Annotated in this window: 23 protein-coding genes and 1 pseudogene; 18 read left to right on the forward strand and 6 right to left on the reverse strand. The window is 46.8% G+C overall.

The genetic code is table 11. The annotated features are described in order from the left end of the window. Positions 1-8: 8 nt before the first annotated feature. The 5 genes from ACR32F_RS10840 to ACR32F_RS10860 all read left to right on the forward strand — a co-directional run bounded on the left by ACR32F_RS10840 (position 9) and on the right by ACR32F_RS10860 (position 2,070). The gene (locus tag ACR32F_RS10840) at positions 9-638 is read left to right on the forward strand and encodes a nitrite reductase (RefSeq protein ID WP_440118710.1); all 630 of its coding nucleotides are present in this window, start codon (positions 9-11) and stop codon (positions 636-638) included. A gap of 5 nt (positions 639-643) precedes the next feature. Next, complete coding sequence (locus ACR32F_RS10845; RefSeq protein ID WP_440118711.1) at positions 644-847, forward strand: heavy-metal-associated domain-containing protein; 204 nt, start codon at positions 644-646, stop codon at positions 845-847. A 33-nt stretch (positions 848-880) separates the two neighbouring features. Further along, positions 881-1,117: a glutaredoxin family protein gene (locus ACR32F_RS10850; RefSeq protein ID WP_440118712.1), complete on the forward strand. Its 237-nt coding sequence runs from the start codon at positions 881-883 to the stop codon at positions 1,115-1,117. A gap of 99 nt (positions 1,118-1,216) precedes the next feature. Further along, entirely contained in the window at positions 1,217-1,450 is a 234-nt protein-coding gene (locus tag ACR32F_RS10855; RefSeq protein WP_440118713.1) for a ferredoxin, read from the forward strand. A 290-nt stretch (positions 1,451-1,740) separates the two neighbouring features. Continuing rightward, positions 1,741-2,070: a metal-sensitive transcriptional regulator gene (locus ACR32F_RS10860; protein WP_440118714.1), complete on the forward strand. Its 330-nt coding sequence runs from the start codon at positions 1,741-1,743 to the stop codon at positions 2,068-2,070. Positions 2,071-2,212: 142 nt separating this feature from the next. Here the strand turns inward: ACR32F_RS10860 and ACR32F_RS10865 are convergent, their stop codons facing one another. Both ACR32F_RS10865 and ACR32F_RS10870 read right to left on the reverse strand, forming a co-directional pair. Further along, positions 2,213-3,322 (reverse strand): FAD-dependent monooxygenase, encoded by a 1,110-nt coding sequence (locus ACR32F_RS10865; RefSeq protein ID WP_440118715.1) that lies wholly within the window; start codon positions 3,320-3,322, stop codon positions 2,213-2,215. A 155-nt stretch (positions 3,323-3,477) separates the two neighbouring features. Then, positions 3,478-3,660, reverse strand: a pseudogene (locus tag ACR32F_RS10870) (flavodoxin domain-containing protein); the annotation flags it as partial. Between the two features lie 188 nt (positions 3,661-3,848). Between ACR32F_RS10870 and ACR32F_RS10875 the strand changes: the two are divergent. Continuing rightward, positions 3,849-4,331, forward strand: a complete 483-nt coding sequence (locus tag ACR32F_RS10875; RefSeq protein ID WP_440118716.1) for a MarR family winged helix-turn-helix transcriptional regulator — start codon at positions 3,849-3,851, stop codon at positions 4,329-4,331. Between the two features lie 94 nt (positions 4,332-4,425). On the opposite strand, the gene ACR32F_RS10880 is transcribed toward ACR32F_RS10875, so the two are convergent. Next, the gene (locus ACR32F_RS10880; protein ID WP_440118717.1) at positions 4,426-4,725 is read right to left on the reverse strand and encodes a hypothetical protein; all 300 of its coding nucleotides are present in this window, start codon (positions 4,723-4,725) and stop codon (positions 4,426-4,428) included. A 432-nt stretch (positions 4,726-5,157) separates the two neighbouring features. On the opposite strand from ACR32F_RS10880, the gene ACR32F_RS10885 reads away from it, so the two are divergent. Next, positions 5,158-7,182 carry a Na+/H+ antiporter gene (locus tag ACR32F_RS10885; RefSeq protein WP_440118718.1) on the forward strand — a complete coding sequence of 675 codons (2,025 nt, stop codon included), beginning with the start codon at positions 5,158-5,160 and terminating at the stop codon, positions 7,180-7,182. 138 nt (positions 7,183-7,320) lie between these two features. Then, positions 7,321-8,097 carry a polysaccharide deacetylase family protein gene (locus ACR32F_RS10890; protein ID WP_440118719.1) on the forward strand — a complete coding sequence of 259 codons (777 nt, stop codon included), beginning with the start codon at positions 7,321-7,323 and terminating at the stop codon, positions 8,095-8,097. Between the two features lie 152 nt (positions 8,098-8,249). Here ACR32F_RS10890 and ACR32F_RS10895 read toward each other — a convergent pair whose 3' ends face one another. Further along, a complete protein-coding gene (locus tag ACR32F_RS10895) occupies positions 8,250-8,864 on the reverse strand; it encodes a hypothetical protein (protein ID WP_440118720.1) in 615 nt (204 codons plus the stop codon). Next, positions 8,864-9,289, reverse strand: a complete 426-nt coding sequence (locus tag ACR32F_RS10900) for a hypothetical protein (protein WP_440118721.1) — start codon at positions 9,287-9,289, stop codon at positions 8,864-8,866. Before ACR32F_RS10900 ends, ACR32F_RS10895 begins: the two co-directional genes overlap by 1 nt. Before the next feature lie 251 nt (positions 9,290-9,540). Between ACR32F_RS10900 and ACR32F_RS10905 the strand changes: the two genes are divergently transcribed. After that, positions 9,541-9,747 (forward strand): YwbE family protein, encoded by a 207-nt coding sequence (locus tag ACR32F_RS10905; protein ID WP_440118722.1) that lies wholly within the window; start codon positions 9,541-9,543, stop codon positions 9,745-9,747. 21 nt (positions 9,748-9,768) lie between these two features. Further along, a complete protein-coding gene (locus ACR32F_RS10910) occupies positions 9,769-10,365 on the forward strand; it encodes a DUF4269 domain-containing protein (RefSeq protein ID WP_440118723.1) in 597 nt (198 codons plus the stop codon). A gap of 12 nt (positions 10,366-10,377) precedes the next feature. Here ACR32F_RS10910 and ACR32F_RS10915 read toward each other — a convergent pair whose 3' ends face one another. Continuing rightward, positions 10,378-11,814 (reverse strand): hypothetical protein, encoded by a 1,437-nt coding sequence (locus ACR32F_RS10915; protein WP_440118724.1) that lies wholly within the window; start codon positions 11,812-11,814, stop codon positions 10,378-10,380. Positions 11,815-12,113: 299 nt separating this feature from the next. On the opposite strand from ACR32F_RS10915, the gene ACR32F_RS10920 reads away from it, so the two are divergent. The 8 genes from ACR32F_RS10920 to ACR32F_RS10955 all read left to right on the forward strand — a co-directional run bounded on the left by ACR32F_RS10920 (position 12,114) and on the right by ACR32F_RS10955 (position 23,934). Continuing rightward, complete coding sequence (locus ACR32F_RS10920) at positions 12,114-13,931, forward strand: sensor histidine kinase (RefSeq protein ID WP_440118725.1); 1,818 nt, start codon at positions 12,114-12,116, stop codon at positions 13,929-13,931. Then, complete coding sequence (locus ACR32F_RS10925) at positions 13,906-15,519, forward strand: response regulator transcription factor (RefSeq protein ID WP_440118726.1); 1,614 nt, start codon at positions 13,906-13,908, stop codon at positions 15,517-15,519. The genes ACR32F_RS10920 and ACR32F_RS10925 overlap by 26 nt, the downstream gene beginning before the upstream one ends. A gap of 180 nt (positions 15,520-15,699) precedes the next feature. Continuing rightward, positions 15,700-16,695 (forward strand): ABC transporter permease, encoded by a 996-nt coding sequence (locus ACR32F_RS10930; protein ID WP_440118727.1) that lies wholly within the window; start codon positions 15,700-15,702, stop codon positions 16,693-16,695. 18 nt (positions 16,696-16,713) lie between these two features. Then, positions 16,714-17,622, forward strand: a complete 909-nt coding sequence (locus ACR32F_RS10935; RefSeq protein ID WP_440118728.1) for a carbohydrate ABC transporter permease — start codon at positions 16,714-16,716, stop codon at positions 17,620-17,622. A gap of 181 nt (positions 17,623-17,803) precedes the next feature. Beyond that, entirely contained in the window at positions 17,804-19,330 is a 1,527-nt protein-coding gene (locus tag ACR32F_RS10940) for an ABC transporter substrate-binding protein (protein ID WP_440118729.1), read from the forward strand. Between the two features lie 121 nt (positions 19,331-19,451). Further along, a complete protein-coding gene (locus tag ACR32F_RS10945; RefSeq protein WP_440118730.1) occupies positions 19,452-20,150 on the forward strand; it encodes a hypothetical protein in 699 nt (232 codons plus the stop codon). 338 nt (positions 20,151-20,488) lie between these two features. Next, complete coding sequence (locus ACR32F_RS10950) at positions 20,489-22,243, forward strand: sensor histidine kinase (protein ID WP_440118731.1); 1,755 nt, start codon at positions 20,489-20,491, stop codon at positions 22,241-22,243. 68 nt (positions 22,244-22,311) lie between these two features. Next, positions 22,312-23,934: a response regulator transcription factor gene (locus ACR32F_RS10955; RefSeq protein WP_440118732.1), complete on the forward strand. Its 1,623-nt coding sequence runs from the start codon at positions 22,312-22,314 to the stop codon at positions 23,932-23,934. Positions 23,935-23,984 lie beyond the last annotated feature (50 nt).

Here is a 23,984-nt window from a genome sequence, read left to right on the forward strand (position 1 = left end):
GTATGAGCATGGGAGATAAAATTAAAATAGCGATTAGTCCACCAATCCAACTTGGTGGAAGCTTATTCACTCCGGAGCAACTAGTTAAAATTGGCGAGATTATTGGTCCAGATTCAAAAGTGGAAATGACACCCTTTAAGCAACTCTACGCAGAAGTATTGATTGAACAACGAGATCGGATCAAAAATGAACTTGAGGATCACGGTCTTGAAATAAATCCTACAGGATTTGTAACAAAAAGTTTGATCGCGTGCAATTTTTGTAGAGGTGCAGTAGAAGCAGGGATGGAAACAGCCAAAAATTTAAATCTAGCCATTTCCGGTATAGATACGCCTACACCACTAAAGATTGGATATGCAGGGTGCGCCTTAGGCACTAGTGAACCGTTAATTAAGGATATTGGGGTCGTAAAGATGCGCGATAAGTTCGATGTTTATGTTGGTGGTGAGTCGAAGGGGCTTAAAACCTCCTTCGCCACGCTGCTAAGTTCCGGATTAACGGAGGATCAGCTTATTCCCTTCGTTACCACAATTATTGAATATTATAAGAGGCATGCGAAAGCCAAAGAAAAATTTAGCAAATTCGTAAATCGAATAACACTGGAGAACTTGAAGTCTATGACCCTTAAAAGGGGGTGAAAACAGTGAAAGAAGCTACTGTAAAAATTCAAGGTATGTCTTGCCGTTCTTGTGTATCTAAAATTGAAGGTGCAATTGGCGCTCTTGGCGCTGAAGGCCACGTTAATTTTGAACAAGGAACAGTAGAAGTTCGATTTGACGAATCTAAAGTTCAAATCGCTGAAATTGAAGAAGCGATCCGTAAAAAAGGATATAACGTCGGAGCGTAATATATAATGAAGTATAAGGGAGGGTAAATGGGCATGACGGAATCCATTCAGATTTATTCAATCCCAACCTGTAGCGATTGCAATTATGCTAAACGTTACTTTAATGAGCATGAACTGCCCTATACGGATTACAATTGTGAAGAAGACGCCAAGTATGCTGAGGAAGTCAGGAACTTGACTGGCAAACAGGTTGTTCCAACCATTGTAATTGGAGATAAGGTCTTTGTAGGCTTTGCCGAAAATCTCACTGAAATCAGTGAGTTAGTATAGTAATTCTATGGCCCCGGTCAATTTTCGACCGGGGTTATTCTTAACTTTTTACCTAAAAACAGCCCTTTGAGTGATATATCGTTGTAAGGAGGGTATAATATGTCTAAATATACCTGTGTAGATAAAGATACTTGCATCGCTTGTGGTGCATGTGGAGCAGTGGCGCCAGAAATTTTTGGTTATGATGATGAGGGTTTGGCACATGTAATTTTTGAAGGAGACGACAACCGCGGAATGTCAGTAATAGGTCCGGGTTGGCTAGAAGACTTACAAGATGCAGTAGACGGTTGCCCGACCGATTCGATCTTGGTTGATGACAAGCCGTTCTCTTAGTCTGTACCAGTTCGGTTAGTTTGACTGTCAAACCAGAAGAATACGGCGAGCTTCATAAATTGAATGTCTGTGTAATCAGTTCCTTGTTGATAGTAGAATTCAACGTCAAAGCGAACAAACCAGAAGTTTTTTAGGTATGGGATGCCTACTTTTGTAATGATTTCATACATCTTTATATATCTAATCAAGGCTGAGTTTTCTATTTCTTGTCAGCGCGTACCATGATACTTCTTGCTCCCTTTACATAGGGTAGGGGGGGATGGTAATGTGTAATAAAGGAGTTGATCTACATGGATAATACGATACTTGAGGCCGCTTCATGTGACCACACCTCTTCAAATAAACGGAAAAGCCATCATTCTGAGAGTACGAAGCGAAAATTAATTAGCCGGTTGAATCGGATTGAAGGGCAAGTGCGTGGAGTAAAAGGAATGATTGAGAAGGATACGTATTGTGATGACGTATTGCATCAAATTGCCTCCATTCAATCTGCGTTGAATGGAGTAGGAAAGCAACTATTGGAAGATCATATGAAAAGCTGTGTCGTTGAACGAATTTCAGAAGGCGATCACGAGGTTTTGGATGAACTGATGATAACTATTAATAAGTTAATTAAATAAGTTAGAATCAGTGTTAGTTGGAAAGGTGGATTTTTCAGAAGACGTTAGATAACAAACTGAAAAACAAAAAAACAGCCGGTTGCTTCCTGGAGGAATAAGGAAGTGAACGGCTGTTTGGTGATGTCTACTATTGAAAAGGTCATTAATTATTGAAAGATTCAATACGTTGCTGGAAGGAAGTTTCCATCTCTAGTTGTTGGGCAAGCTGATGCTTCACTTTCTCCCCACGAATGGTTTGTAGTTCCTGAAGCCGTTCTGTGGATACAAACTGATCCGCCGCCATCCGAGTGAGCAGCTCTGAGAGTACGTCCGCATCTTCCAGTGCTGCATTCAGTCCAAAGGTACCCGTTGGGGTCATCGTGTGAGCAGCATCGCCAAGTAGGACAACATTATCTTTTGCCCATGATTCGGAGAAACTGCTCTCTACCGATAATAAAACAAAATCACTCCAGGTCTGGATATGTTCAGCTACCGAATCGGCGAGACAGGGGAAGGCAGCCACAAGCTTCTCCACAAATGGAGCAAAGGGCTGTTCACGCAGCTTGGAGAAAGAGCCTTGCGGAATATTCCATCCAATCTGCACGTAACCTCCGAATTGGGAGAATAATGCGAGCTGCTGACCATCCATACTGGCCATGCGCACCGCAGGTTCCCATCCTGCTGGTGCCGGAATTCGTGCCCATAACAGGTCGTATCCGTGCTTGTGAATATCCGGGGTCAGCCCAGCGTGTCTGCGTACAGCTGAATATCTGCCATCCGCACCGACAATAACAGAAGCTTGAATAGAAGTGGGTCGTCCTTCCTGCCGAATGTTGATGCCCACCGTTCTGTTGGCCTTATCCCGTAACAATCCAGTCATTACGGTATTGAAAAGAACCTTCTCATTGCCTTGTTTCTGCGATTGTGACACGATGACTTCCAGCAGGTGATCCTGCGGCACATGAATGCCGACATGGGATTCTTGCTCTCCTGGAGAAATCGTATGAATGATCTGGCCATTCTCCCAATATTGAATCTGCTCCAACGGTAGCACACCCCGCTGGGTGATGGACGTGTATAAACCATGCTTCTTCAGTACAGCCTCACCATCTGTATTCAGCACTTCCCCGCGAAACGATTTGAGAAGATGCGGCTGGCGTTCAATCAGAATAGTGGAGATTCCCTGCCGATTCAGCAGGAAGGAGAGCAGCGCCCCTCCGGGGCCGGCTCCTACAATACAAACATCTGTTTTCAAAAGAGTATCCTGATTCATCTGTATAATTCCCTTGCAACATAATGGCTTGAAATCGTATTACTTTATAATAACAAATTTATAAAAATCATTAAGTAACTAAAAGTAACTTTTAATATATACGTTATTATAAACAAACTCATTCATATATTGCAATAGGCTGCTTCAATTTCTCAACCAAAATGACCCGGGCAATCCCAGATGATGGCATCCATCTCGACTAGTTTGTAGATGTCGGCTTCTTCTGTGGAATGCAAATGTACGGTTGCACCGTGCACACTGGCTGCCCCTGTAGCAATCGATTCGGCAAGTGCCCGAGTATGCCCGCCCTCACTGTCGAAAACAATATAAATATTCACTGCTTCAACCTCCTTGGATGGATATCTGTTCATACTATAAGGTAGCTTGTCACATGAAACCCCAAAATAAGCATGAGCCGGATAGACAAGTAAAGGGTTTTCGGATACAAGCGCATTTTTCACAAACAAAATAATGCAAATATGTTACAATATAAGGTAGGTTATGATCAAAGGCAGGAGGAACGTTTATGAGCCCGGATACGGAGCGAAACTCGCAATTGGCAAATGTCGATCAATTGTTGGAGGCCTTCTTCAGATATAAAAATAAAGTATTGGATCAGCAGCAAAAGAATGAAACAAACTGCAAACTGAATCCGACAAAAAGTCATATATTGGGCATGATTTTACGTGAAGGACGCTGCATGGCTGTAGACGTGGCAAGACAACTCAGTCTATCTTCCGGGGCAACCACCATTGTATTAAACCAGTTGGAGAGCGAAGGGCTGATCCAGCGGGAGCGCAGTGAAGATGACCGGAGGATTGTCTGGTTATCCTTAACGGACGATGGGGAGCAACTTGCACGAACGGTTATTAATAATCGTGGGCGAATGACCTGGGAATTATTGCAGGCGCTTACGGAAGAAGAGCAGCAGCAGATGTTTGGCATGTTGAAGAAGATCGAGCTGAAGCTGCTGGAGAAAATGAAAGCATTTGAGCATACTCATCGTTAAAACTATCGCATAGGTTTGAAGACGCCAGTTTCTCAAGAATTCATGTCCAGTTAAGGATGCGAACCTTGAAGACTGGCGTCTTCATTTGTAACAGTTATAGATGGAAACGCTGGACATGATCGATCAGGCCTTGCTGAATCAGAATTCCCTTTTGTTTCTTGCCAAGCAAGTCAAAGTGGGGGAAAGGCTGACGCCGATGAATGTAACGCGGATCCAGCCCATGTTCTATACACCAGTCTTCAAGCCGATCCAGATCAGCACAGCCCACTTTGGTTACACTGGTAATGCCGGGAAACCGGTTGTCAATCCAGAAATGAGTAAGGTAGGCCACTTCACCACGAGATACGCATTCCTTCCATTCTGCCAGCTCCTGGCGATTAATTCCAAAGGCCATAACATAAGTTCCTTTCCAAACGGGTATTGTCGACCCTATTGTAACATCTTATATATAAATTCAATTCGAATTCTTCAGTCATGTCGTGTACAGATGGGTCGTGTGGGTAATGAATATGACAACATTTTTATAATCTTCCCGGGTTTATGCTAAAATAAGGGCTACTTAAAATGCGTGTTCAAAAAGTCAGTTTTTCAGTACCGAGAAGATGGAATGAAGCTAGAAATGGAGTAGCGGAGCGTAGGGAAAACTACGTGAGCAACTACAATGTTTCCGAAGGAAACATACTTCGTAAGCATCCGCTTATTTCGGCTGAATTTCAACTTCGATGCTGATGATGCCGCTAGGCATGATTCGTAATCAAAAGGGGACTTTTTGAACAACCTCTTAAAATGGGTTCACCACTTTATTATGCGGAAAGGGAATGTCATCATGGAACTGTTTATCGCCGTACTTGTTTTACTGGTGCTGATCGGTTTATCGAACATTTTGAACCGATTTGTACCTTTTGTCCCCATTCCGCTAATTCAGATTGTGCTTGGTGTGGCCATTGCTCTGCTGCCTGCCGGTGTGCATCTTCCACTGAATCCGGAATTGTTCTTTGTGCTGTTTATCGCACCATTGTTATATAACGATGGCAAGCGAACGCCAAGGCATGAGCTGTGGAATCTCAGGGCTCCCATCCTGCTGCTGGCGTTGGGACTTGTGTTTGTCACAGTGGTGGTAGCCGGGTACGTCATTCACTGGCTCATTCCAACGATTCCGCTGCCAGCGGCCTTTGCACTTGCAGCCATTCTGTCACCGACAGATGCTGTAGCTGTTGGCGCTATGGCAGGTCGTGTGCATCTGCCCAAAAGCATACATAGGCTCCTTGAGGGAGAAGCATTAATGAACGATGCGTCAGGCTTGGTTGCATTTAAGTTTGCGATTGCCGCAACCGTAACCGGTGTATTTTCCCTGGCACAGGCGTCGTTCAGCTTTATTCTAATCGCTATTGGAGGCCTGCTGGTTGGGGCGTTGTTGTCATTCCTGCTGATCCGACTGGGCGTATGGATTCGGCGTTTGGGTATGGAAGATGTGACCATTCATATGTTACTGCAAATCTTAACACCATTTGTCATTTATCTGGTGAGTGAGGAGATCGGTGTTTCAGGTATTCTGGCGGTAGTTGCGGGCGGCATTATTCACGCCATTGAGCGTGACCGGACGGAGTCTGTGCAACTGAAGATGCAAGTTGTGTCTGCCAGCACATGGTCTGTCATTATATTTATTTTGAACGGCTTGGTGTTTGTTATTCTGGGGGTGCAGATCCCGGATGTGCTGAGCACGATCTTCGAGAATGTTTCATTCAATAACTTGCAAGTACTTGGTTATGTGGGATTGATTTCGGTACTTCTATTGGTACTCCGTTTTGGCTGGATCTATCTGTTCTGGCAAGGAAATGAACATTTTCTTAAGAAAAAGTCCATTGGGAAGCCCAAGATGAGAGAGGTTACCATCCTTACACTGTCGGGTGTGAGAGGGGCAGTAACACTGGCAGGGGCATTCTCCATTCCCTATGTTCTACAGGACGGTTCACCCTTTCCTGAAAGGGATCTGATTATCTTTCTGGCGGCGGGAGTCATTCTCTTTACTCTGATTGCGGCGAGTGTGTTTCTTCCTGTACTTGCGAAGAATGAGGAAAAAGTGGCTGACGGCACTCCGCAAACGACGGAGCGAAAAGCACAAGATATTATGCTGAATGCTGCCATTCGCGCTGTCAAATCGGAGATGAACGACGAGAACAAAGCTGCTGCACTTGCCGTATTATCTGATCTGTCGAAGTACATCAGGCAAGCTGCCGGTCAGCTTACTGCGGGGAAACGCAAAGACATTTTGAAGCAGGAAACAGCGATTAATCTGATTGGTACGCGTGCTGAACGCAGGGAAATCGAAAATATGCTGGATGAAAATGTAATTGCTTCGGAGGCAGCTTTCAGATGTAACAGCTGGCTGGATCGGAAGGAAATGATGCTGGCGAACCGCACCAACACCCAGATGATGTTCTCCATCAGTGAAATCGGACGTGTGCTTGGACATCTGTTTACGAATCGTTCCCAGAAGCCGGATCAGCCATTTATGATTGAGAATGCGGATTTGTTCCGCCAGGTGAAGTTACGTACCTCCGAGGCAGCAATCAAGGCGATCCGTGCTCATATCAATGATGGTAATCGGATTGTGGCATTGTCGGTCATCGCCAAATATGAACGGGTCATTGCCAGATTGCGTACCTGGAACCAGGGCAAAACGGAAGATCCATTCAATCAGGAGAAGCTGGAATTACAAATGGTGGCCATTCAGGAGCAGCGTAACACCGTGCAAAAACTGTACGAGAATGGTGAGATTAATCGCGAGGTAGCTGGGAAATTGCGCCGGTTTATCAATGATGTGGAAGCCACTGCTTTGAAAAACACCTAATCCGATATACCCTTATTTTAAATAAGGCTACTGCAGAAGAGATGGCCGTGATTGATCCAATTTTTCGTTAAATAGTTCTGGTGAATCGGGAAATGCTAACAGGGAGTTTACGTTTTACGATAAAGAGAGGACATCTACATGAACCTGAAGGCAGCCCGAACCATCGGATTGTTTACCCTGATTCTCATGCTTGGCACCAGTTCTGCCAATGCCAAACCTGTGCAGAAGAATCGCCAGTATTATGAGGAGCGAGGAGAGATTGTGTGGGAGGTTCCCACACATGATAAACTAATCGCCCTGACCTTTGACGATGGACCTGATCCGGTCCAGACTCCGCAAATTCTAGCTTTACTTCAGCAATATCAAGCCAAAGGCACTTTTTTTGTACTTGGTAAATGGGCAGAGAAGTTTCCTGATCTGGTTAAGCAGGAGCAGCAGGAAGGGCATGAGGTCGCCAATCATACGTATGCACACACGTATGCGGTCAGATCGACACGGGCGGACAAGTACACTCGGGAAATGGACGAGGCGGAAAAGTCGATCGTTGAAGCGGGTGCGCAGCGTCCCCTGTTGTTCAGGCCACCGGGTGGGTACTACAATGACATGGTGATTCAGATCGCCAAGCAAAAAGGATATTCGATTGTACTCTGGTCCTGGCATCAGGATACACGTGATTGGGCTTCTCCAGGCGTATCAGCCATTGTGAACAAAGTGCTGAAGAACGCTCGTAACGGGGATATTGTACTATTTCACGATAAGGTGGAAGGCAAATCACAGACGGTTGCCGCGCTAAAAACGATTCTGCCTAAGCTTCAGCAACAGGGATATCGTTTTGTAACTGTATCGGAACTACTTGCCGTCAAGGCGAAAGAGGCTGCCAAGGATGGCATTTCATCATTGAAGCAGCATCCATAGCGAACAAACGAAAAACCGCAGTCTCTAGATCAAAGAGACTTGCGGTTTTTTGGCATGCTCCTTTTTTCATTTAAAGGCGAATTTGTAAATGGCGATCTATTGGATACGAGGAGAATTCCTCTCTTGGATAGGGAAGCATTCCTCATTCGCATTTAACGTTCCGGCTTGACTGGACGTGGTCGGGAACGAGCTCGTCGCAGAAACAGCGAGAGGACAAGCCCGATGATCGAAATCCAGGTGGCTACAATAAAAGCATCGTTAATGCCTTCAATCGTTGATGTCTGAACAGCGATGCCATAGAGCTGTTGCAAGGCGAGACTTGAACCCTGTTCAGGTGGCATTCCAGCCATGGTAACCACCTCTGTACCCAGCAAGCCAACTTGCTGGGTCAGGGCTGCATTGGTTGTGGTGACCGTGTTGCTGTAATCAGCCAAATGAATACCTGCCCGTGTTGCCATCACGGTAATGAGCAGGGCCGTTCCGATCGAGCCAGCCACCTGTCGGATGGTATTGGACATGGCCGTGCCATGACTGGTTAGATGTGGGGGTAATTGGTTAAGTCCTTCCGTCTGTACGGACATCATGAGCATGGACATGCCAAAGCTGCGGAACGTATACAGCATCATGATGTGACCATATGGCGTTTCACCCGTCAATTTGCTGAACTCATAAGTGGAGATGGCGGTAATGAGCAGACCCACAATAGCGAGCGGGCGAGAGCCGATCCGGTCAAACAGGGCACCTGAGATGGGGGACATCACACGCATTAGCAGTGCGCCTGGCAGCAGCAACAGACCGGATTGCAGCGGAGAGAATCCCTTATATTTTGCAGATAGATCGGTAATAACAGCATCCCGCCAAAGAGTGCCATGTTAATCGTTGCGCTGGCCAGCGTGGAGATGGTGAATATATCGTATTTGAACACACGAAACTCCAGCAAGGGGTGCTTCATAGCTGTCTCCCTAAGGACAAAGAAGGCGAAAAAGAGCACTCCGATAATCAATGTCAACAGCACCGTGGCGCTGGTCCATCCTTTATCTCCGGCAGAGCTGAATCCATAGAGCAGAAAACCGAAACCGATGGTAGAGAATAGTGCACCTAAGCCATCAAATTTCGGTGAGGTAAGCTTGGACACATTACGCAGCCAGATGAATGCAAACAAGATATCAAGCAAGGCGAGCGGGATGACCATATAAAACAAAATACGCTATGTATAATGCTCACCTTGTACAATACGTCCGATCAGCATGGCTGTAAAGCCCGGACTGATGGCACAGATCAAGGAACCCCTCTTCAGACCGGAAATGACCGTTTGACCGTTCTGTTATGTTCTTGAACAATCGTCATGACTTTCGTTTTCAATCCAAAACGTCTACAATAGATGAAGCTTTGTGAATCATGGATACATGATATTGAAAACCGTAGTAGAGGAGAGAGAAACCCATGAATGGACAACAGCGAGTAAATATTAAACCAGGTCTTGAAGTGGATATTGTGCTGAAGCAGGACCAGTCCACAGGCAAGCTGACACGTGGCATTGTGAAGGATCTGTTGACCAAGTCACCTACGCATCCGCATGGCATCAAAGTGCGTCTGACGAATGGACAAGTAGGACGTGTGAAACAAGTGATTACCGGAGCATCGGAATGATTCGGTGCCAAAGGCGATAACATGATTGCAACGGCGGATGTAATGGCACATCTGGCCTCGGGTAACGTGCGTCAGCAGGATGCATATCAGGTGTTGAGGGCAAGCGGATTGCTTCATATTCTGGCTGCAAACCATCCATATCCGGCCGGAACAGTTCCAATTGATATCGATATTCCCGGGAGTGATCTCGATCTGTTGTGTGAGGCAGAGGATCTGGGAGCATTCGAGAACCTGCTGCATCGCCATCTGGGTGAGATGCAGGGTTTTCGATGTGAGCGTGGTGAAGGCAGTCCAGGCAAGCTTCCTTATGTGACTTGTTGTTTGCAGATGGGAAACTGGCCCATTGAGATTTTTGCCCAGTCGATACCTGTATCCAGCCAGAATGCTTATGTGCACATGCTGGTGGAATGGGATTTGTTACAACTCTGGGGTGCGGCGGGACATCGTGAGATTCGCAGACTGAAGCTGAAAGGCTTAAAGACGGAGCCTGCGTTTGCTTCAGTTCTTGGACTTCAGGGAGACCCTTATTCTTATGCGGAAGTGCTGCATCTGTCAGGAAAGAGTCGGGACGAGCTTTGGAGCTGGGCCCGTTTGCGTACCTCTTTTCAGTCAGAGTAGGTAGTACCCTGATCAGATTAGAAAGATAGCAACAATGGTAGTCACCGTTAATCCCAGCAGTACCGGTTTCAGGTTGCGGCGCGCCAGTTCGAATGGACTGACCCCACAGATGGCAGCAGCTGGAATCAGAGCCCATGGAATCAAGGTTCCCCCGCCTACCCATATGGCGGAAACCTGACCCAGTGCCGTCAGCACAGATGCGGAATCTGCCGAACCTGCAAACATGGCTGCAATGGACCCCACAAGGGATATTCCCGAGAACCCCGAACCATCCATTCCTGTTACCGCTCCGGTCACAGTCATCGTTATCGCGCCTACCGTATCATTCATTGGAACCAGACCTGAGAGAACAACCCCAAGATCATTCACAATACCGTGTGAACCTTCAGGCAGCGGGTTGTTGAACAACTCTGTGATCGCAGCATCCCCCAGATAGAAGAAAGCAGCAATTGGAATGACAGGACCAAATACTTTGAATCCGAACTGAAATCCTTCTATTAAATAACTTGTGGTCTCCTCTGGACCTGTATGTCGATGTGAGGCAAGAGAGACGGCAATCAGAATGAGCACAGCCGTTCCGCCGATTAACGCTGTAGCATCACCCCCCTGAAGCTTGAGCACAAACATCAGGATGACATCCACTGCGAATAACAAGGGGATAAGGAGGGCGAATGCTTTTTGCAGGTGGGGTGGCATAGGTTTACTGTGAACAACCGGTTTAGCGGAGACAGGCACAGGATCAGATGAAGCTGGAGGTATGGTCACTGCTTCACCAGAGACAGGATTCTGAGGAGGAAGAGTTAAGCCCAACTTCATCTCTTTGCGCAGCATCCAGAAGGCCGTAATTGTGGATACCGTGCCCATTACAATGACCAGAGGTATGCTGGCAGTCATGACGGAAGTAACCGGAAGACCGGCTGCATCAGCGGTAAGTTTTGGAGCCCCTTGAATAATGTAATCTCCCGACAGGGCAATCCCATGTCCAAACAGGTTCATCGCAATGGCAGCGCCAATAGGAGGAAGTCCCACACGTACGGCTACAGGAAGAAGTATGGCTCCGACAAGGGCGACAGCAGGGGAAGGCCAGAAAAATAGCGATACAAGCATCATAATTAGTCCAATTCCCCAATACGCAACCTGCGGGGAACGGATGAATCGGGTGAGCGGTGTCACCATAATTTCATTAATTCCTGTTCGAATGAGCACCCGGCTCATGGCAACAATAATCGATATAATAAAAATGGTGCTGAACAGCTCCTTGGCTGCGTATACAAAACTGTTGAAAATGCCGGCAACCGAACCGCTTAAAGTCTCTGTCGCGAAGAGTCCAATGGTCAGGATACCCGCAACACAAATGATGGTTGTATCTCTGCGTCGGATCATGACGGCGACAATCAGGACGATAAAAACCAAATATACATAATGCAATGGGACGAGTTGAATATTCATCCTACATGCCTCCCTACATCCCCGCTGCCAATCTCGAGGAGTGATATATCGTATGCATGTCATCATCGGGCGTTCGTGGAGTAAGGGGATGCAGGATTTTTTTTACAGATGGAGAACTTAATAGAATGTGAAGCTTTGTGATCGAACTGGAGGCCAAGTGCAAGTCACCAGAATTGATATAGACAGGTAACGGAACCTCATAGACGGGTGCAAGCAAGTATGACTACAATAAACATGCCATGATAAGGAAGAAATTAGAAAAAACCTCATTCCCATAGGGAACAAAAGGGCGGTAATCCATGAATTTCATCCGTTCACTGCGCTTTAAGTTTATGGTGGGCCTGACACTGATTATGCTGCCACTATTCCTGTTGCTCTACTACAACAACGTGTACGCCATGAAAGTTGTACGCGATAAGGTGTCTCTCACCAATATGAATCATCTTGCGAAGAGTGTGGAGCAGAACGAGCGAGTGTTGCAGGAGACCAATCGTTATTTATACAGTCTGGGCGAGCGGGACCCGGATATTATATCCCTGTTTTTTCTCAAATACGGCAGCGGGGATTATATTATTGCGAAACAGCGCATTATGAACAAATTCATGACAGACATCGGTTTTTACAATTTAATTGATTCATTTTTCCTGTACGATGCGGTGAATGATGATTTGCTGCTGGCTACGTCAGGCAACTATGATGTCAAAATGTCTATTGTGCAGGAGAGCATGCCAGTCCAGATGCAACAATTGGAAGGGGATATCCAGAAGCCGGAATGGAGCATCGTTCGCGGTGGGACTTGGAATGCACTGGTCAAAACCGTTCGGATTAATGCCCAGTTCTACGCGGGAGCCCTTGTGGATATGAATGCACTGAATCACCCGGAACAATTCACGGAATCTGGTGATCGGGGAGGTGCAGTCATTGTGGGAGCAGATGGCTGGGCATTGTCTGATTCTGCTCTGAATTCGGACCAGATTAATCTGGCTGCGTCCCATATCTCGGGCCTGAAAAATCCTTATCAGGTTATTTCTGAAGTGACGCCCAAAGGAGATGCGAGACAGTACCTGATGCTGGGCATTCCCTCAGCCATGTCCGAGATGAATTATATTGTGCTGCTGCCCGAAGAGGACATGATGCGCAATCTTCCTTTTTTTCAGCAGATTATTCGCTTGCTTCCCATTGGTGCAGCTGTGATTCTGATCACAGCTATGATCTTTCTTAGACAGCTCCTATTCCGCCCAATGAATGTGCTGATTCGCGGAATGAGGAGAGTGAGCCGGGGGGAACTTGATGTGAGACTGGAGACCCCGTCTTCGTCTGAACTGGAGTTTGTCACACGGAGCTTCAATCAGATGACAAGTCAAATTCAGCATCTGAAGATTGATGTGTATGAGGAGCAACTGCGGACGAGGGAAGCCGAGTTCAAACAATTACAGATGCAGATTAACCCGCACTTTTACCTGAATTCGCTAAATATTATTCATAGTCTGGCTTCCTTGCAGAAGAATGAGCTTGTGCAGCAGATGGCTGGTCATCTGGCTGACTATTTCCGGTTCAGCCTGCGTGCAGGCAAACGTGTTATCCGGTTAGATGAAGAGCTGGAACATATCCGTCATTATTTGGAGATCCAGAAGTTGAGGTTTCCAAACAAGCTGGATTTCACGCTCGACATTGACCCGGATCTTGGGCATTATGTACTTCCGCCATTAACGATCCAGCCTTTTGTGGAGAATGCCATCATTCATGGATTTCAGCGGCGTACAGAACCATTCATCATTCGCATAACAGCACAGGAAATGAAAACGCTATCGGACAATATCCTGTCATCCGCTGCTGAGGAGGTTACCGTAATTCAACTTTCGATTGAGGATAACGGTGTGGGATTTGAGCAAGACATTCTGGAGCGGCTGCAACAGGGGCAATATGCTGAAGACCCGGGTGGTCAGCATATCGGGATCTGGAACGTCGCCCATCGGTTACTTGTGAAGTACGGCGATCAAGCCGGATTGCAATTCCAGAATCAGGTGCACGGAGGTGCCAAGGTCATAATTCATTTACCTGTCCAGACGGAGGGAGAAGAAGGGGGAGCCTATGCGGAACCTGTTAATCGTGGATGATGAAGTATACGCGCTGCAAGCGATGGTCGAAGGGGTAGACTGGCGTTTGGCCGGAATTGACCGGGTGTTCAGTGCCGGTGATGCGGAAGAGGCAAGAATGGTGATGAAAGCCCACTCCATCGATATTATGATCTGTGATATTGAGATGCCGGGTGAAACGGGACTTGATCTGCAGAGCTGGGTGCTGAAGCATGATCCAGGTATACTGACGATCTTTCTGACAGGCCACGCCCTGTTCGATTATGCCCAGACTGCAATCAAGTTGAACAGCTTTGATTATGTGCTGAAGCCAGCTCCCGCAGATCAGTTGCTCAAGGTTGTCACCCAGGCTATGGACAAAATTAAGGATGGCGAGCAGCGCTCCCGTACGAATAAAGTATATGAGACGGTGTACAAACGCTGGAAGACCCATAAACCACTGTTAACCGAGCGTTTCTGGAAAGATGCCATCTCACAGCGGGTAACGTTAACCCAACAAAGGTTGCAGGAACTGGCCGAAGTATACGGGGCCGAAATCGATCCGCAAGCGCGTGTATTGCCCATTGTAATCTCCGTGGAGGAATGGGTGCGGGAGTTCGATCTTCGTGACGAAGAGGTGCTGGAGTATGCACTTCGCAATGCAGCCAAGGAAATGCTGCTTGGTGACAAACCCGGTGAAGTGTTCCAGGACCAGAGCGGACTGAATATTGTGCTTGCATATGAACAGGATGGTGTCATTCCCACGGCGAGTGAAGTGGCACAAGAATGTCAGGGCTATATCCAGCAGTGCGGTACGTACTTCTACTGCCGATTATCCTGTTATGTCGGAGTTCCGGTTGCCGTAACGGACCTGCAGGGCATGTTGAATGAACTGATGGATATGGAGCGCCGCAATATCAATGAGCTTGAAGAGGTATTTCTATATGACGAGCAGGGCCGGGAGACAGAGGATCGGTTTTTGCCGATACCGTGGTTTTCCGAGTTGTCCATCCTGTTCGAAACGGGTAAAGTCGGAGATTTGCGTGAGCGAGTTGATGAAATCTTTGAATTATTGGCTGCACAGGAGCGGCTATCGCCGGAAATATTGCGATTGTACTACCATGCAATGCTGCATGTCGTGTATCCCTTGCTCCACCAGAAGAATGTGTCTGTACGCAGCTTGTATCCCGGGGAACGGGAGCCGGAAGAAAGTGTCGTGACACGTTCCTTACCTCAGTTGAAGCATTGGACATCAGACTTGATCAGTCGTGCGATCCCGGTGCTGTATCCGGACGATCACAGTCCAATGACCATTGTGGATCAGTTATGCATATATATCGAAAATCATATCGGCGAAGAGCTGATGCGAGAAGAACTTGCTTCTTTTGCCGGATTCAATCCAGCCTACCTGTCCCGCCTGTTTCGGAAGGAAAAAGGGATGTCGCTCTCCGAATTCATTCTGCAGCGCAGGGTTGCCAAAGCAAAAACATTGTTGTCCCAGTCTACCGTGAAGGTAACGGACATCGCAGGCAAAGTCGGATATTATAACTACTCCCATTTCACCAAAATGTTTAAAAAGTGCACAGGTATAACGCCACAGGAGTTTCGTAAGCAGTCCCGTACCGTATAATTTTGGACGCAGTATACTGCGTTCTTTGTTTTTTTATCCTCTAAAGTCATAATTTGATAAGTGAACAGGTCACCACAGCAGATAGAGGACCTGACCGCTCCGCCGTATACTTGAACCACAGGAGACAAACGTTGCTTCATCCTGAGGAACGAATTCAAGAGGAGTGAGGGAGAACAAGTTATGAAGACACAACCCCAGGCGGGTAAAGGAGCACAGATATCGGATGTAAGGGACATACATGATATACCAGTTCGTAAACGAAAGTCTGTCCTGCACAATCTAGGTAAATTCAAGGTTTTGTATCTCATGTTTTTGCCAGGCATTCTGTTTCTGCTGGTAAACAACTATATGCCGATGTTCGGCGTGCTGATTGCGTTTAAAAATGTAAATTATGCCGACGGTATTTGGGGAAGCCCCTGGAGCGGCTGGGATAATTTCAAGTATTTGTTCTCCACTAGCGATGCTTGGGAGATTACTCGTAATACACTTGCGTACAACACTGTATTTATTGCGCTGAATTTATTAGTGGGGGTAGGTCTTGCGATCCTGCTGAATGAAGTGAAGAACAAGGCGATGTCCAAATTGTATCAGTCACTCATGCTGCTTCCGTATTTTCTGTCCATGATCGTAGTCAGTTATCTGGTCCTGGCTTTTCTGGGCAGAGATTCAGGCTTCATGAACTCGACTATCCTGCAGATCTTTGGCGGGCAGCCGATCGACTGGTATTCAGAACCGAAGTATTGGCCGTACATTCTGCCCATTGTAAACACATGGAAGAATATCGGTTATTACGCCGTCATTTATCTGGCAGCCGTTGTTGGCATTGATGAGGAATATTATGAAGCTGCCGTGTTGGATGGAGCGACCAAGTGGCATCAGATTCGCTTCATTACGGTTCCGTTTCTCGTGCCACTGATCGTCATTATGACACTGTTGCAGATTGGCCGTATTTTCTACGCAGACTTCAGTCTGTTCTATCAGGTTCCTCTGGAATCGGGAGCGTTATTCCCTGTAACGAATGTACTGGATACTTACGTGTACCGCACGTTCCTCATTGGGGGAGATATCGGAATGTCCTCAGCAGCGGGTCTGTATCAGGCGGTTGTCGGATTTGTGCTTGTACTTGTATCCAATACCATTGTAAGGAGAATGGACAAAGACAATGCATTATTTTGAGAGGAGGCAAGTCAGACTGTGAAATCACGTGATCCATTAGCTGTATCCCGGCGTTCCGCATCCATTATTCATGCCATGTTTATTTTCTATGCGATTGCCTGCATCGTGCCGATTCTGCTTGTCTTCGCCATCTCCTTCTCGGACGAGACGACGGTCATTGCGAACGGGTATAAGCTAATTCCAGAGAAGTTCAGCCTTACGGCCTATGATTTTCTGTTCAAGGATATGGATCAGATTATCCACTCCTATGGTATCTCTATTATTGTTACTGTAGTAGGTACCATCACCAGTGTGGCGTTGACCGCGCTATATGCTTACCCGCTCTCGCGGAGAGATTTGCCTTACCGTGGCTGGTTTGCCTTCTTTATCTTCTTCACCATGCTGTTCAATGGCGGTCTGGTACCTTGGTATCTCGTCTATGTGAACGTGCTGGATCTGAAAAACTCGATTCTGGCGCTCATTATGCCGCTGCTGCTATCACCGTTCTTTGTTCTGGTCATGCGCACATTCTTTGCCAATTCCATTCCAGTATCGATTCTCGAATCGGCACGAATTGATGGGGCCGGGGAATTGAGAACGTTTACACGTATTGTGTTGCCGCTCTCACTTCCCGTTATGGCGACCGTTGCGCTCTTCAGTACATTAAACTACTGGAACGATTGGTACCTCAGCATGATTTTTATTTCGGATAACCGGACGATCAGCCTTCAGTACCTTATGTACCGGACGCTGCTCGATATTCAATATTTAACATCCAACTCCAACGTCTCTTCACAGATTTCTTCTCAGGGTGGATTAATGAATCTGCCTAACAAAACGCTGCAAATGGCGATGGCTGTCGTCGGTATTGGTCCGATTGTGCTGGCATATCCGTTCTTTCAACGGTATTTCATCAAGGGCCTTACCGTAGGTGCAGTGAAGGGGTAACTCTGGCCGGTTAGCGGAGCGGATAACGGATAACAAGGATGGACCTGAGAGGGTATATACAAAGAACCAGCGAGTGCAGTCACGCCGGAGGGCCGGCAAGGGAAAGGACTTTTGCAGATTGGGAAACATTGCGAATTGGGGCAATCGGTTGCAGGGTCCAACATATGAGGGAGGGGTTCAATTGGTCAGAACGTTAAAGGTATGGCCGCGTATTGCGGCAGCAGTTATGGCGCTTAGCCTGGTGTTGGCAGGATGCTCATCGGACAAAGGCGGAACAACACCGAAAGCCGAGGGCGGGGGTGCAGCTGAGAGTGGGGGTAAACCCTATGAAGTGACGTTGTATTACCCAGGAACACCACAGAAAGATGTGGCTCTGGTGGAGGCCGAGATCAACAAGAAGATGGAGCCAAAGATCGGGGCAACGCTCAAGATCAATGCCGTTGACTGGGGTCAGTGGGATAACAAGCTGAATCTCATGATCTCTTCTGGCGAGAAATCGGATATCATTTTCACAGCGGCGTGGCAGAACTATACTGTAAATGTGGCGAAGGGCGCTTTCATGCCACTGAATGATCTGCTTGACAAGTATGGGCAGGATATCAAGAAAAATCTCGACCCGGCCTTTATGGAAGGGTCCCAGGTGGATGGTGTGAACTATGGCGTTCCTACGAACAAGGAACTAGCAGCAACGCGTGGCGTCCTGGTACGCAAAGATCTCGCGGACAAACACAAGCTGGACCTGACAGCAGTGAAAACCTGGGCCGATCTGGAGCCACTGCTCAAAACCATCAAGGAAAACGAGCCAGGCATTACCCCGTTTTATATGTCCAACACGAATGGTAACGGGCTTCTGGAAAATCTGGATTGGGATTATCTCGGGGATGCTTCCGTACCTGGAGTTATCTCCAAAACAGCAGGCGGAACGACTGTACTGAATGAAGTGGATACGCCTGAATTCAAGGAGGCTGCTGAACTTGCACGCAAGTGGTATCAGGCTGGATATATTAACAGTGATGCTGCGACTTCCAATGTATTCCCGAAAGATCAGGCGAAGGCAGGCAAGGCCTTTCTATGGACCGATGGTATGAAGCCGGGCAAGGATAAAGAAGAAGAGGGGTACGTTGGATATCCACTGACCCAGATTGAGATGACGCAGCCAACGATTACCACTGGCGATGCATCTGGAGCCATGCTGGCGATCTCCCGTTCTTCCGAGCAGCCAGAGAAAGCGATGCAGGTCATTAACCTGCTTCACTCCGACAAAGAGATTAACAATTTGCTTAACTTCGGAATTGAAGGTACACATTATGTGAAAAAAGACGGCCAGGATAACATCATTACCCTCCCGGAAGGGGTAGATGCCAACAGTCGTACCTATAATCCGGGGGCGCAGTGGCAACTGGGTAACCAGTTCCTGAATTTTCTCTGGGATAACGAAGATCCACAGAAATGGGAAAAGTTCAAGGAGTTTAATGCCAAAGGGGTTAAGTCACCTGCATTGGGCTTCACGTTTAACAGCCAATCTGTCAAAAATGAAATCGCAGCGGTCAACAATGTGAACAAACAATTCAAACCGGGTATGACAGCGGGTGCAGTAGATCCGAACGAGATGATCCCGAAATATCTGGAGAAACTGAAAGCTGCGGGCATTGATAAAATTATTGCAGCCAAACAAGAACAACTCGACGCATTCCTGTCCAAGAAATAGTCTGAAATTCAAATGAAGGGCGTTTTCGGTGAATAACCGAAGGCGTCTTTTTATCATTTGGATTGTATACCATAATTAGGAAGAATATGATATAATCAGGTGGCTGATTGGAGGTGTTCGTGTGTCGAGAACCAGACTTGTGTTCTCTGCAGCTTTACTGTTGTTTGCCATCATCTTTACATTTAAGCACCATCTTGGTTTTTCTGTTGGAGATACGTTGTTATCAGCGATAGGTGTATCACCTTACACCACAGCTTATTTAAGTGGTGTGCATATCACACTCTTTCTCGGAATGGGTTTATTCGCTTGTGGCTTTTATCTTACAAGAAAAGAGATCATGTCATCTTCTCCTGGACTGGCGAAACGACTCTGGATCCTTGTGATCGCTATCGTTCTCAGTTATTCGTACATGACGGATAAATTGATGTATGTAGCCAAGTGGGGAGCTTCAGGCATAGATGGGATCTCCTATATCCAAAATACAAGCTCCTGTACCTATGATGTGCTGAAAAATGGTGATGCCAGGGCAACCTGTGACCTGACACTCAAAAATTACAGCAGAGAGTCTGTGGTGGCTGTGCTCATGCCTGACTTGGCGGGCAGTTACAGAAACCAGGATGATCCACTTTACGAATCCTTGCAATCTGTACGGCTGAAGCCTGTACATATTGAGATAGGGCCTCGTGGAACCTTTACAGGTGAACTGGAGTTTTCGGGATTGGCTGAGTCTCCATTGCAAGTAAAAGGAGAGCTGATCGATATTGTCCTGGATGTGGCTGTGGATGGGGAGAATATGGTGTTTGACTACGATATTCCGTAGTGATATAGGCATAGGAAAAGCAAAATGATTACATAAGAGAGCAGTATAATTAGTCCAATAGAACAATCAAAGAAATAGGGCGAGGTATAGTTGGGAGCTGGCTTATGGCCAGCTCTTTTGGTACGTGAAAGTTGTAATTAGTGCAGAAATGTTGGTTTTGTCTCCTTTATGCCTGCATATGATAACGCTTACGATATATGAAATGATTTTATTAGGATGAGCGGGGAATGGTGGATAGAGCTGTGAACCGGACCTGCGGGAAAAAAATAGTTTGTGTTTAACGCTCTCTTCGTTAAAATTAGATTCACTGATAAATGAAGGCAAGGTGAGATGAAGAGATGTCATACCGGACTAATCTTTTTTCCAAAATGGTTATTTTAATACTGATTATGTTGGTTCCAGTCGTATTGTTGTACTGGTATTCCAATCATAAAACGACCGCGGTTCTACGGGATGAACTGAATCGTTCCAATAGCAATCAGCTGGAATTTTTCCAGAATCAAGTAAACACACATATCGAGTTGTTATCGTCATGGCCGAATCTGCTTATTCATGATCCGGATATCGCCAGTTTTCGGCGGGTTTATGCCGATAGCACGTATTTTGATCTGGATGCAATTAACCTGATTAAACGTATTCAGAACAAGCTGAGCATCCAGGAAAGTTCATCCAACTGGACGACGAAATTATATCTCTATTCCCCGTCGCTCGGCAGGGTCATCTCCGAAAGAGATGCCCGCTTTTACGATGAGCAGGTGCTGCGAAACACGATATCCCCTGGATGGAATGTTCGAAAGATGCAGGATGGGGATGATGAACGATTCATCTTTAGCTGGATTACCGTATCTCCATATGGCATTAGTGATCCGGCAGCCAATGCCGAAACTGTAATTAAGCTGGAGTTCGACAGTGACAACATTCGCGATATGTTGGACAGATTCAAGGACGATGGACGGCATGATCCCTTCTATTACCGAGAAGAGTCTGGGGTTATCTATAACCGAACTTCGGATCGTGACCTGACGGGTCAGCTGATGGGCAAGCTGGCTATTGACAAACTTAAGGATGTAGATAACCGGACGGTAGTCATTGACGGCGAGCCTTACATGGTTAATACGGTGAAGTCGAGTACAACCGGCTGGTATCTGGTGGATTACATGCCTCTATCAGCTATCTTGAGGCCCATCCACCAATCCAATTTGTTGTTTTATTCAGCCATGATCTGTCTGTTGTTGATGAGCTTTGGCGTGGCATATCTGTTATATGTACAGGTGCAGGTGCCTGTCAAACAGCTGATTCGTGGATTCCAACGATTGAAACAGGAGGATTATTCAGTCAGAATCACACCCAAAGGACGAAATGAATTCAGCTTTTTGTCCGAACGATTCAACTCTATGGTGGAGCAGATTCAGCAGTTGTTTGAGCACGTATATCTGGAACAGATTCATGTGCGTGAAGCTAGGCTGAAGCAGCTGCAATCGCAGATTAATCCGCACTTTTTCTATAATTGTTTCTCGTTCATTACAAGTATGGCGAAGCTGAAGCGTGTCGATGCTGTCGTTGCCATGTCGCATAATCTGTCCCGATATTACCGTTATACGACGAGGCAGGAGCGTGATGTGGTGCCACTCTCGGAGGAAATTGAGTTCGTCACCTGTTATCTGGAGATTCAGCAGATGAGGATGGATCGAATTCGTTACAGGATTGATTTATCCGAGGACATTCTGAGGCAGGAGGTGCCTCCTCTCATCGTGCAGCCGCTGGTGGAAAATGCGGTTATTCATGGGATCGAAGCAGATGCCGAAGCTGGAGAGATCTGGGTCTCTGGAGAAAAAAGGGATGGCATGATGATCCTTACGGTAGATGATGATGGACAAGGTATGGATGAACTTGCCCGGCAGATGCTGCTCAACAAGCTCAGAGGTGCGATGGAGCAGGAAATGGGTTGCGGGCTATGGAACGTAAACCAGCGCCTTCAGCTAAGGTATGGGGGGCAGGCAGGAATAGATATTACAGAATCGCCGCTTGGGGGATTACGTGTCATACTGTCGTGGCCTGCTGACAAAGAACTCCTTCCGGAAATCGAAGGATAGAGACATGGCGATCTATAAGATAAACGTTAGAATCAATGGCGTAACGAAGCAAACAGGGAGTGACTAATTTGATTGATATATTGCTAGTGGATGATGAAACATATGTGACAGAAAGTCTGGAATTGACGATTCCTTGGGGAGAACTTGGGGTGACGACTGTGTTGCGTGCAGCTTCAGCCAAGGAAGCACTGCAGATCATGGAAGAAAATGCGGTGGACATCGTTGTCACGGATATTCGAATGCCTGGTTTGTCGGGACTGGATCTGATTGAGGAGGTAAGCAAACGTTCGCCGCATATCCGTTGTATTCTCCTGACAGGGCATAGTGATTTTCAATATGCGAAGAAGGCGATTCAATTGCAGGCTGCCGATTATATCCTTAAGCCGGTTAACGATGAGGAATTCATGGCTTCGGTCTCAGCTGCCATCACATCTCTTCGGGATGAATGGGATGAATTCGATAAATATCATCGGTTGTTGTACAGCCGGAAGTCAGACTATAAGATTTTACGTGAAAATCTAATGCATGATTTGCTGCTTGGGCGTGAAATTACAGCACGGGCACTAGGTGAACAGCTTCAGCAGTACGAGATCGGGCTCCAGCCAGAACAACCGGCAGTCATGATGCTGATTCGTCTTACAGGTCGGTTCTCGGCAATGGATCAGCAATCGCTGGATCTGATGGATTTTGCGGCAGGTAATATTGCGGAAGAGGTATTTGGATCAGAATTTAACGTCTGGTTTGGGCGAGGCCCTCATGAGTGTCTGGTTATGATTGTACAGCATCAGGGATGGACAGAGCCCGTGCAGACGAATCTGGAAGTCTTAAAGGAACCGGCAGCGACCTTCCGGGAGCATGTCATCCGATATTTGCAAGGGGATCTGTCCATGGTTGTGACGACACCTTTTCATTTCGCCGATTTGACTACGGCTTACCGTAAAGGTTTGGGATCACTTGTCCTTTCAGGACCAGAGGAAAATACGATCATTTATATGGATAAAGAGCTGACGAAACGACCGGAGAATGATGCGGCACAAGCGCTTGAAGAGCTCTATAAACCACCGGTGCTGCCTCAGTTGCTTGAAACCAAACAGTGGGAAGCGGCGGCACGCAAGTTGAACGCTGTCTTTGACGCTGCAGATCGAGTTCGTCTTTCCAGAGAACATGTGTATGAGATGTATTTGTCCGTAACCAATGCATTTATGTATATCGCGCACAAACAGGGTCATCTGGTGCATGAGATTGATCATGCGGGATTTGACTTGCATCTTGCTCACCAATTGATCCAATCTCCTGAAAAGTTGCGGCGTTGGGCGACAGAGATGCTTGCCAAGCTGCAGGAGGAGTTGTCGGATCAGGAGGGAGTACAGAGCCGCAGGCATGTCATCAAGCAGGTTCAGGAACTGGTGACAAGAGATGCCGGGCAGGAGCTGTCCGTGAAGATGATTGCCGACAAGGTGTATTTGCATCCAGTCTACTTATCCAAGATCTATAAAGCCGAGACAGGTGAGGGTCTGGGAGATTATATGATTCGAATGCGCATGGAGCGTGCATTGTATCTGCTCAAAAACACCAATAAGAAAATTTACGAGATTACGAGTGAGCTTGGATATCAAAATCCGCAATATTTCAGCAAAATGTTCAAAAAACATTATGGCATGACCCCCAACGAATTCAGGGATCAGGCATAATTACAACAGCATTCCAGAATATAGGTTGGCAAAGGTGCAGAAATCTTGAT

Source organism: Paenibacillus hebaui (genome assembly GCF_051934385.1).
In the GTDB taxonomy this organism is placed as follows: Bacteria; Bacillota; Bacilli; order Paenibacillales; family Paenibacillaceae; genus Paenibacillus.

Coding starts and splice junctions, on each gene's coding strand:
- ACR32F_RS10915 (WP_440118724.1), bottom strand. CDS start 11,814: ATGAATATTCAACTCGTCCCATTGCATTATGTATATTTGGTTTTTATC.
- ACR32F_RS10910 (WP_440118723.1), top strand. CDS start 9,769: ATGATTGCAACGGCGGATGTAATGGCACATCTGGCCTCGGGTAACGTG.
- ACR32F_RS10875 (WP_440118716.1), top strand. CDS start 3,849: ATGAGCCCGGATACGGAGCGAAACTCGCAATTGGCAAATGTCGATCAA.
- ACR32F_RS10880 (WP_440118717.1), bottom strand. CDS start 4,725: ATGGCCTTTGGAATTAATCGCCAGGAGCTGGCAGAATGGAAGGAATGC.
- ACR32F_RS10840 (WP_440118710.1), top strand. CDS start 9: ATGGGAGATAAAATTAAAATAGCGATTAGTCCACCAATCCAACTTGGT.
- ACR32F_RS10905 (WP_440118722.1), top strand. CDS start 9,541: ATGAATGGACAACAGCGAGTAAATATTAAACCAGGTCTTGAAGTGGAT.
- ACR32F_RS10920 (WP_440118725.1), top strand. CDS start 12,114: ATGAATTTCATCCGTTCACTGCGCTTTAAGTTTATGGTGGGCCTGACA.
- ACR32F_RS10900 (WP_440118721.1), bottom strand. CDS start 9,289: ATGGTCATCCCGCTCGCCTTGCTTGATATCTTGTTTGCATTCATCTGG.
- ACR32F_RS10850 (WP_440118712.1), top strand. CDS start 881: ATGACGGAATCCATTCAGATTTATTCAATCCCAACCTGTAGCGATTGC.
- ACR32F_RS10890 (WP_440118719.1), top strand. CDS start 7,321: ATGAACCTGAAGGCAGCCCGAACCATCGGATTGTTTACCCTGATTCTC.
- ACR32F_RS10855 (WP_440118713.1), top strand. CDS start 1,217: ATGTCTAAATATACCTGTGTAGATAAAGATACTTGCATCGCTTGTGGT.
- ACR32F_RS10895 (WP_440118720.1), bottom strand. CDS start 8,864: ATGCGTGTGATGTCCCCCATCTCAGGTGCCCTGTTTGACCGGATCGGC.
- ACR32F_RS10885 (WP_440118718.1), top strand. CDS start 5,158: ATGGAACTGTTTATCGCCGTACTTGTTTTACTGGTGCTGATCGGTTTA.
- ACR32F_RS10860 (WP_440118714.1), top strand. CDS start 1,741: ATGGATAATACGATACTTGAGGCCGCTTCATGTGACCACACCTCTTCA.
- ACR32F_RS10925 (WP_440118726.1), top strand. CDS start 13,906: ATGCGGAACCTGTTAATCGTGGATGATGAAGTATACGCGCTGCAAGCG.
- ACR32F_RS10950 (WP_440118731.1), top strand. CDS start 20,489: ATGTCATACCGGACTAATCTTTTTTCCAAAATGGTTATTTTAATACTG.
- ACR32F_RS10865 (WP_440118715.1), bottom strand. CDS start 3,322: ATGAATCAGGATACTCTTTTGAAAACAGATGTTTGTATTGTAGGAGCC.
- ACR32F_RS10930 (WP_440118727.1), top strand. CDS start 15,700: ATGAAGACACAACCCCAGGCGGGTAAAGGAGCACAGATATCGGATGTA.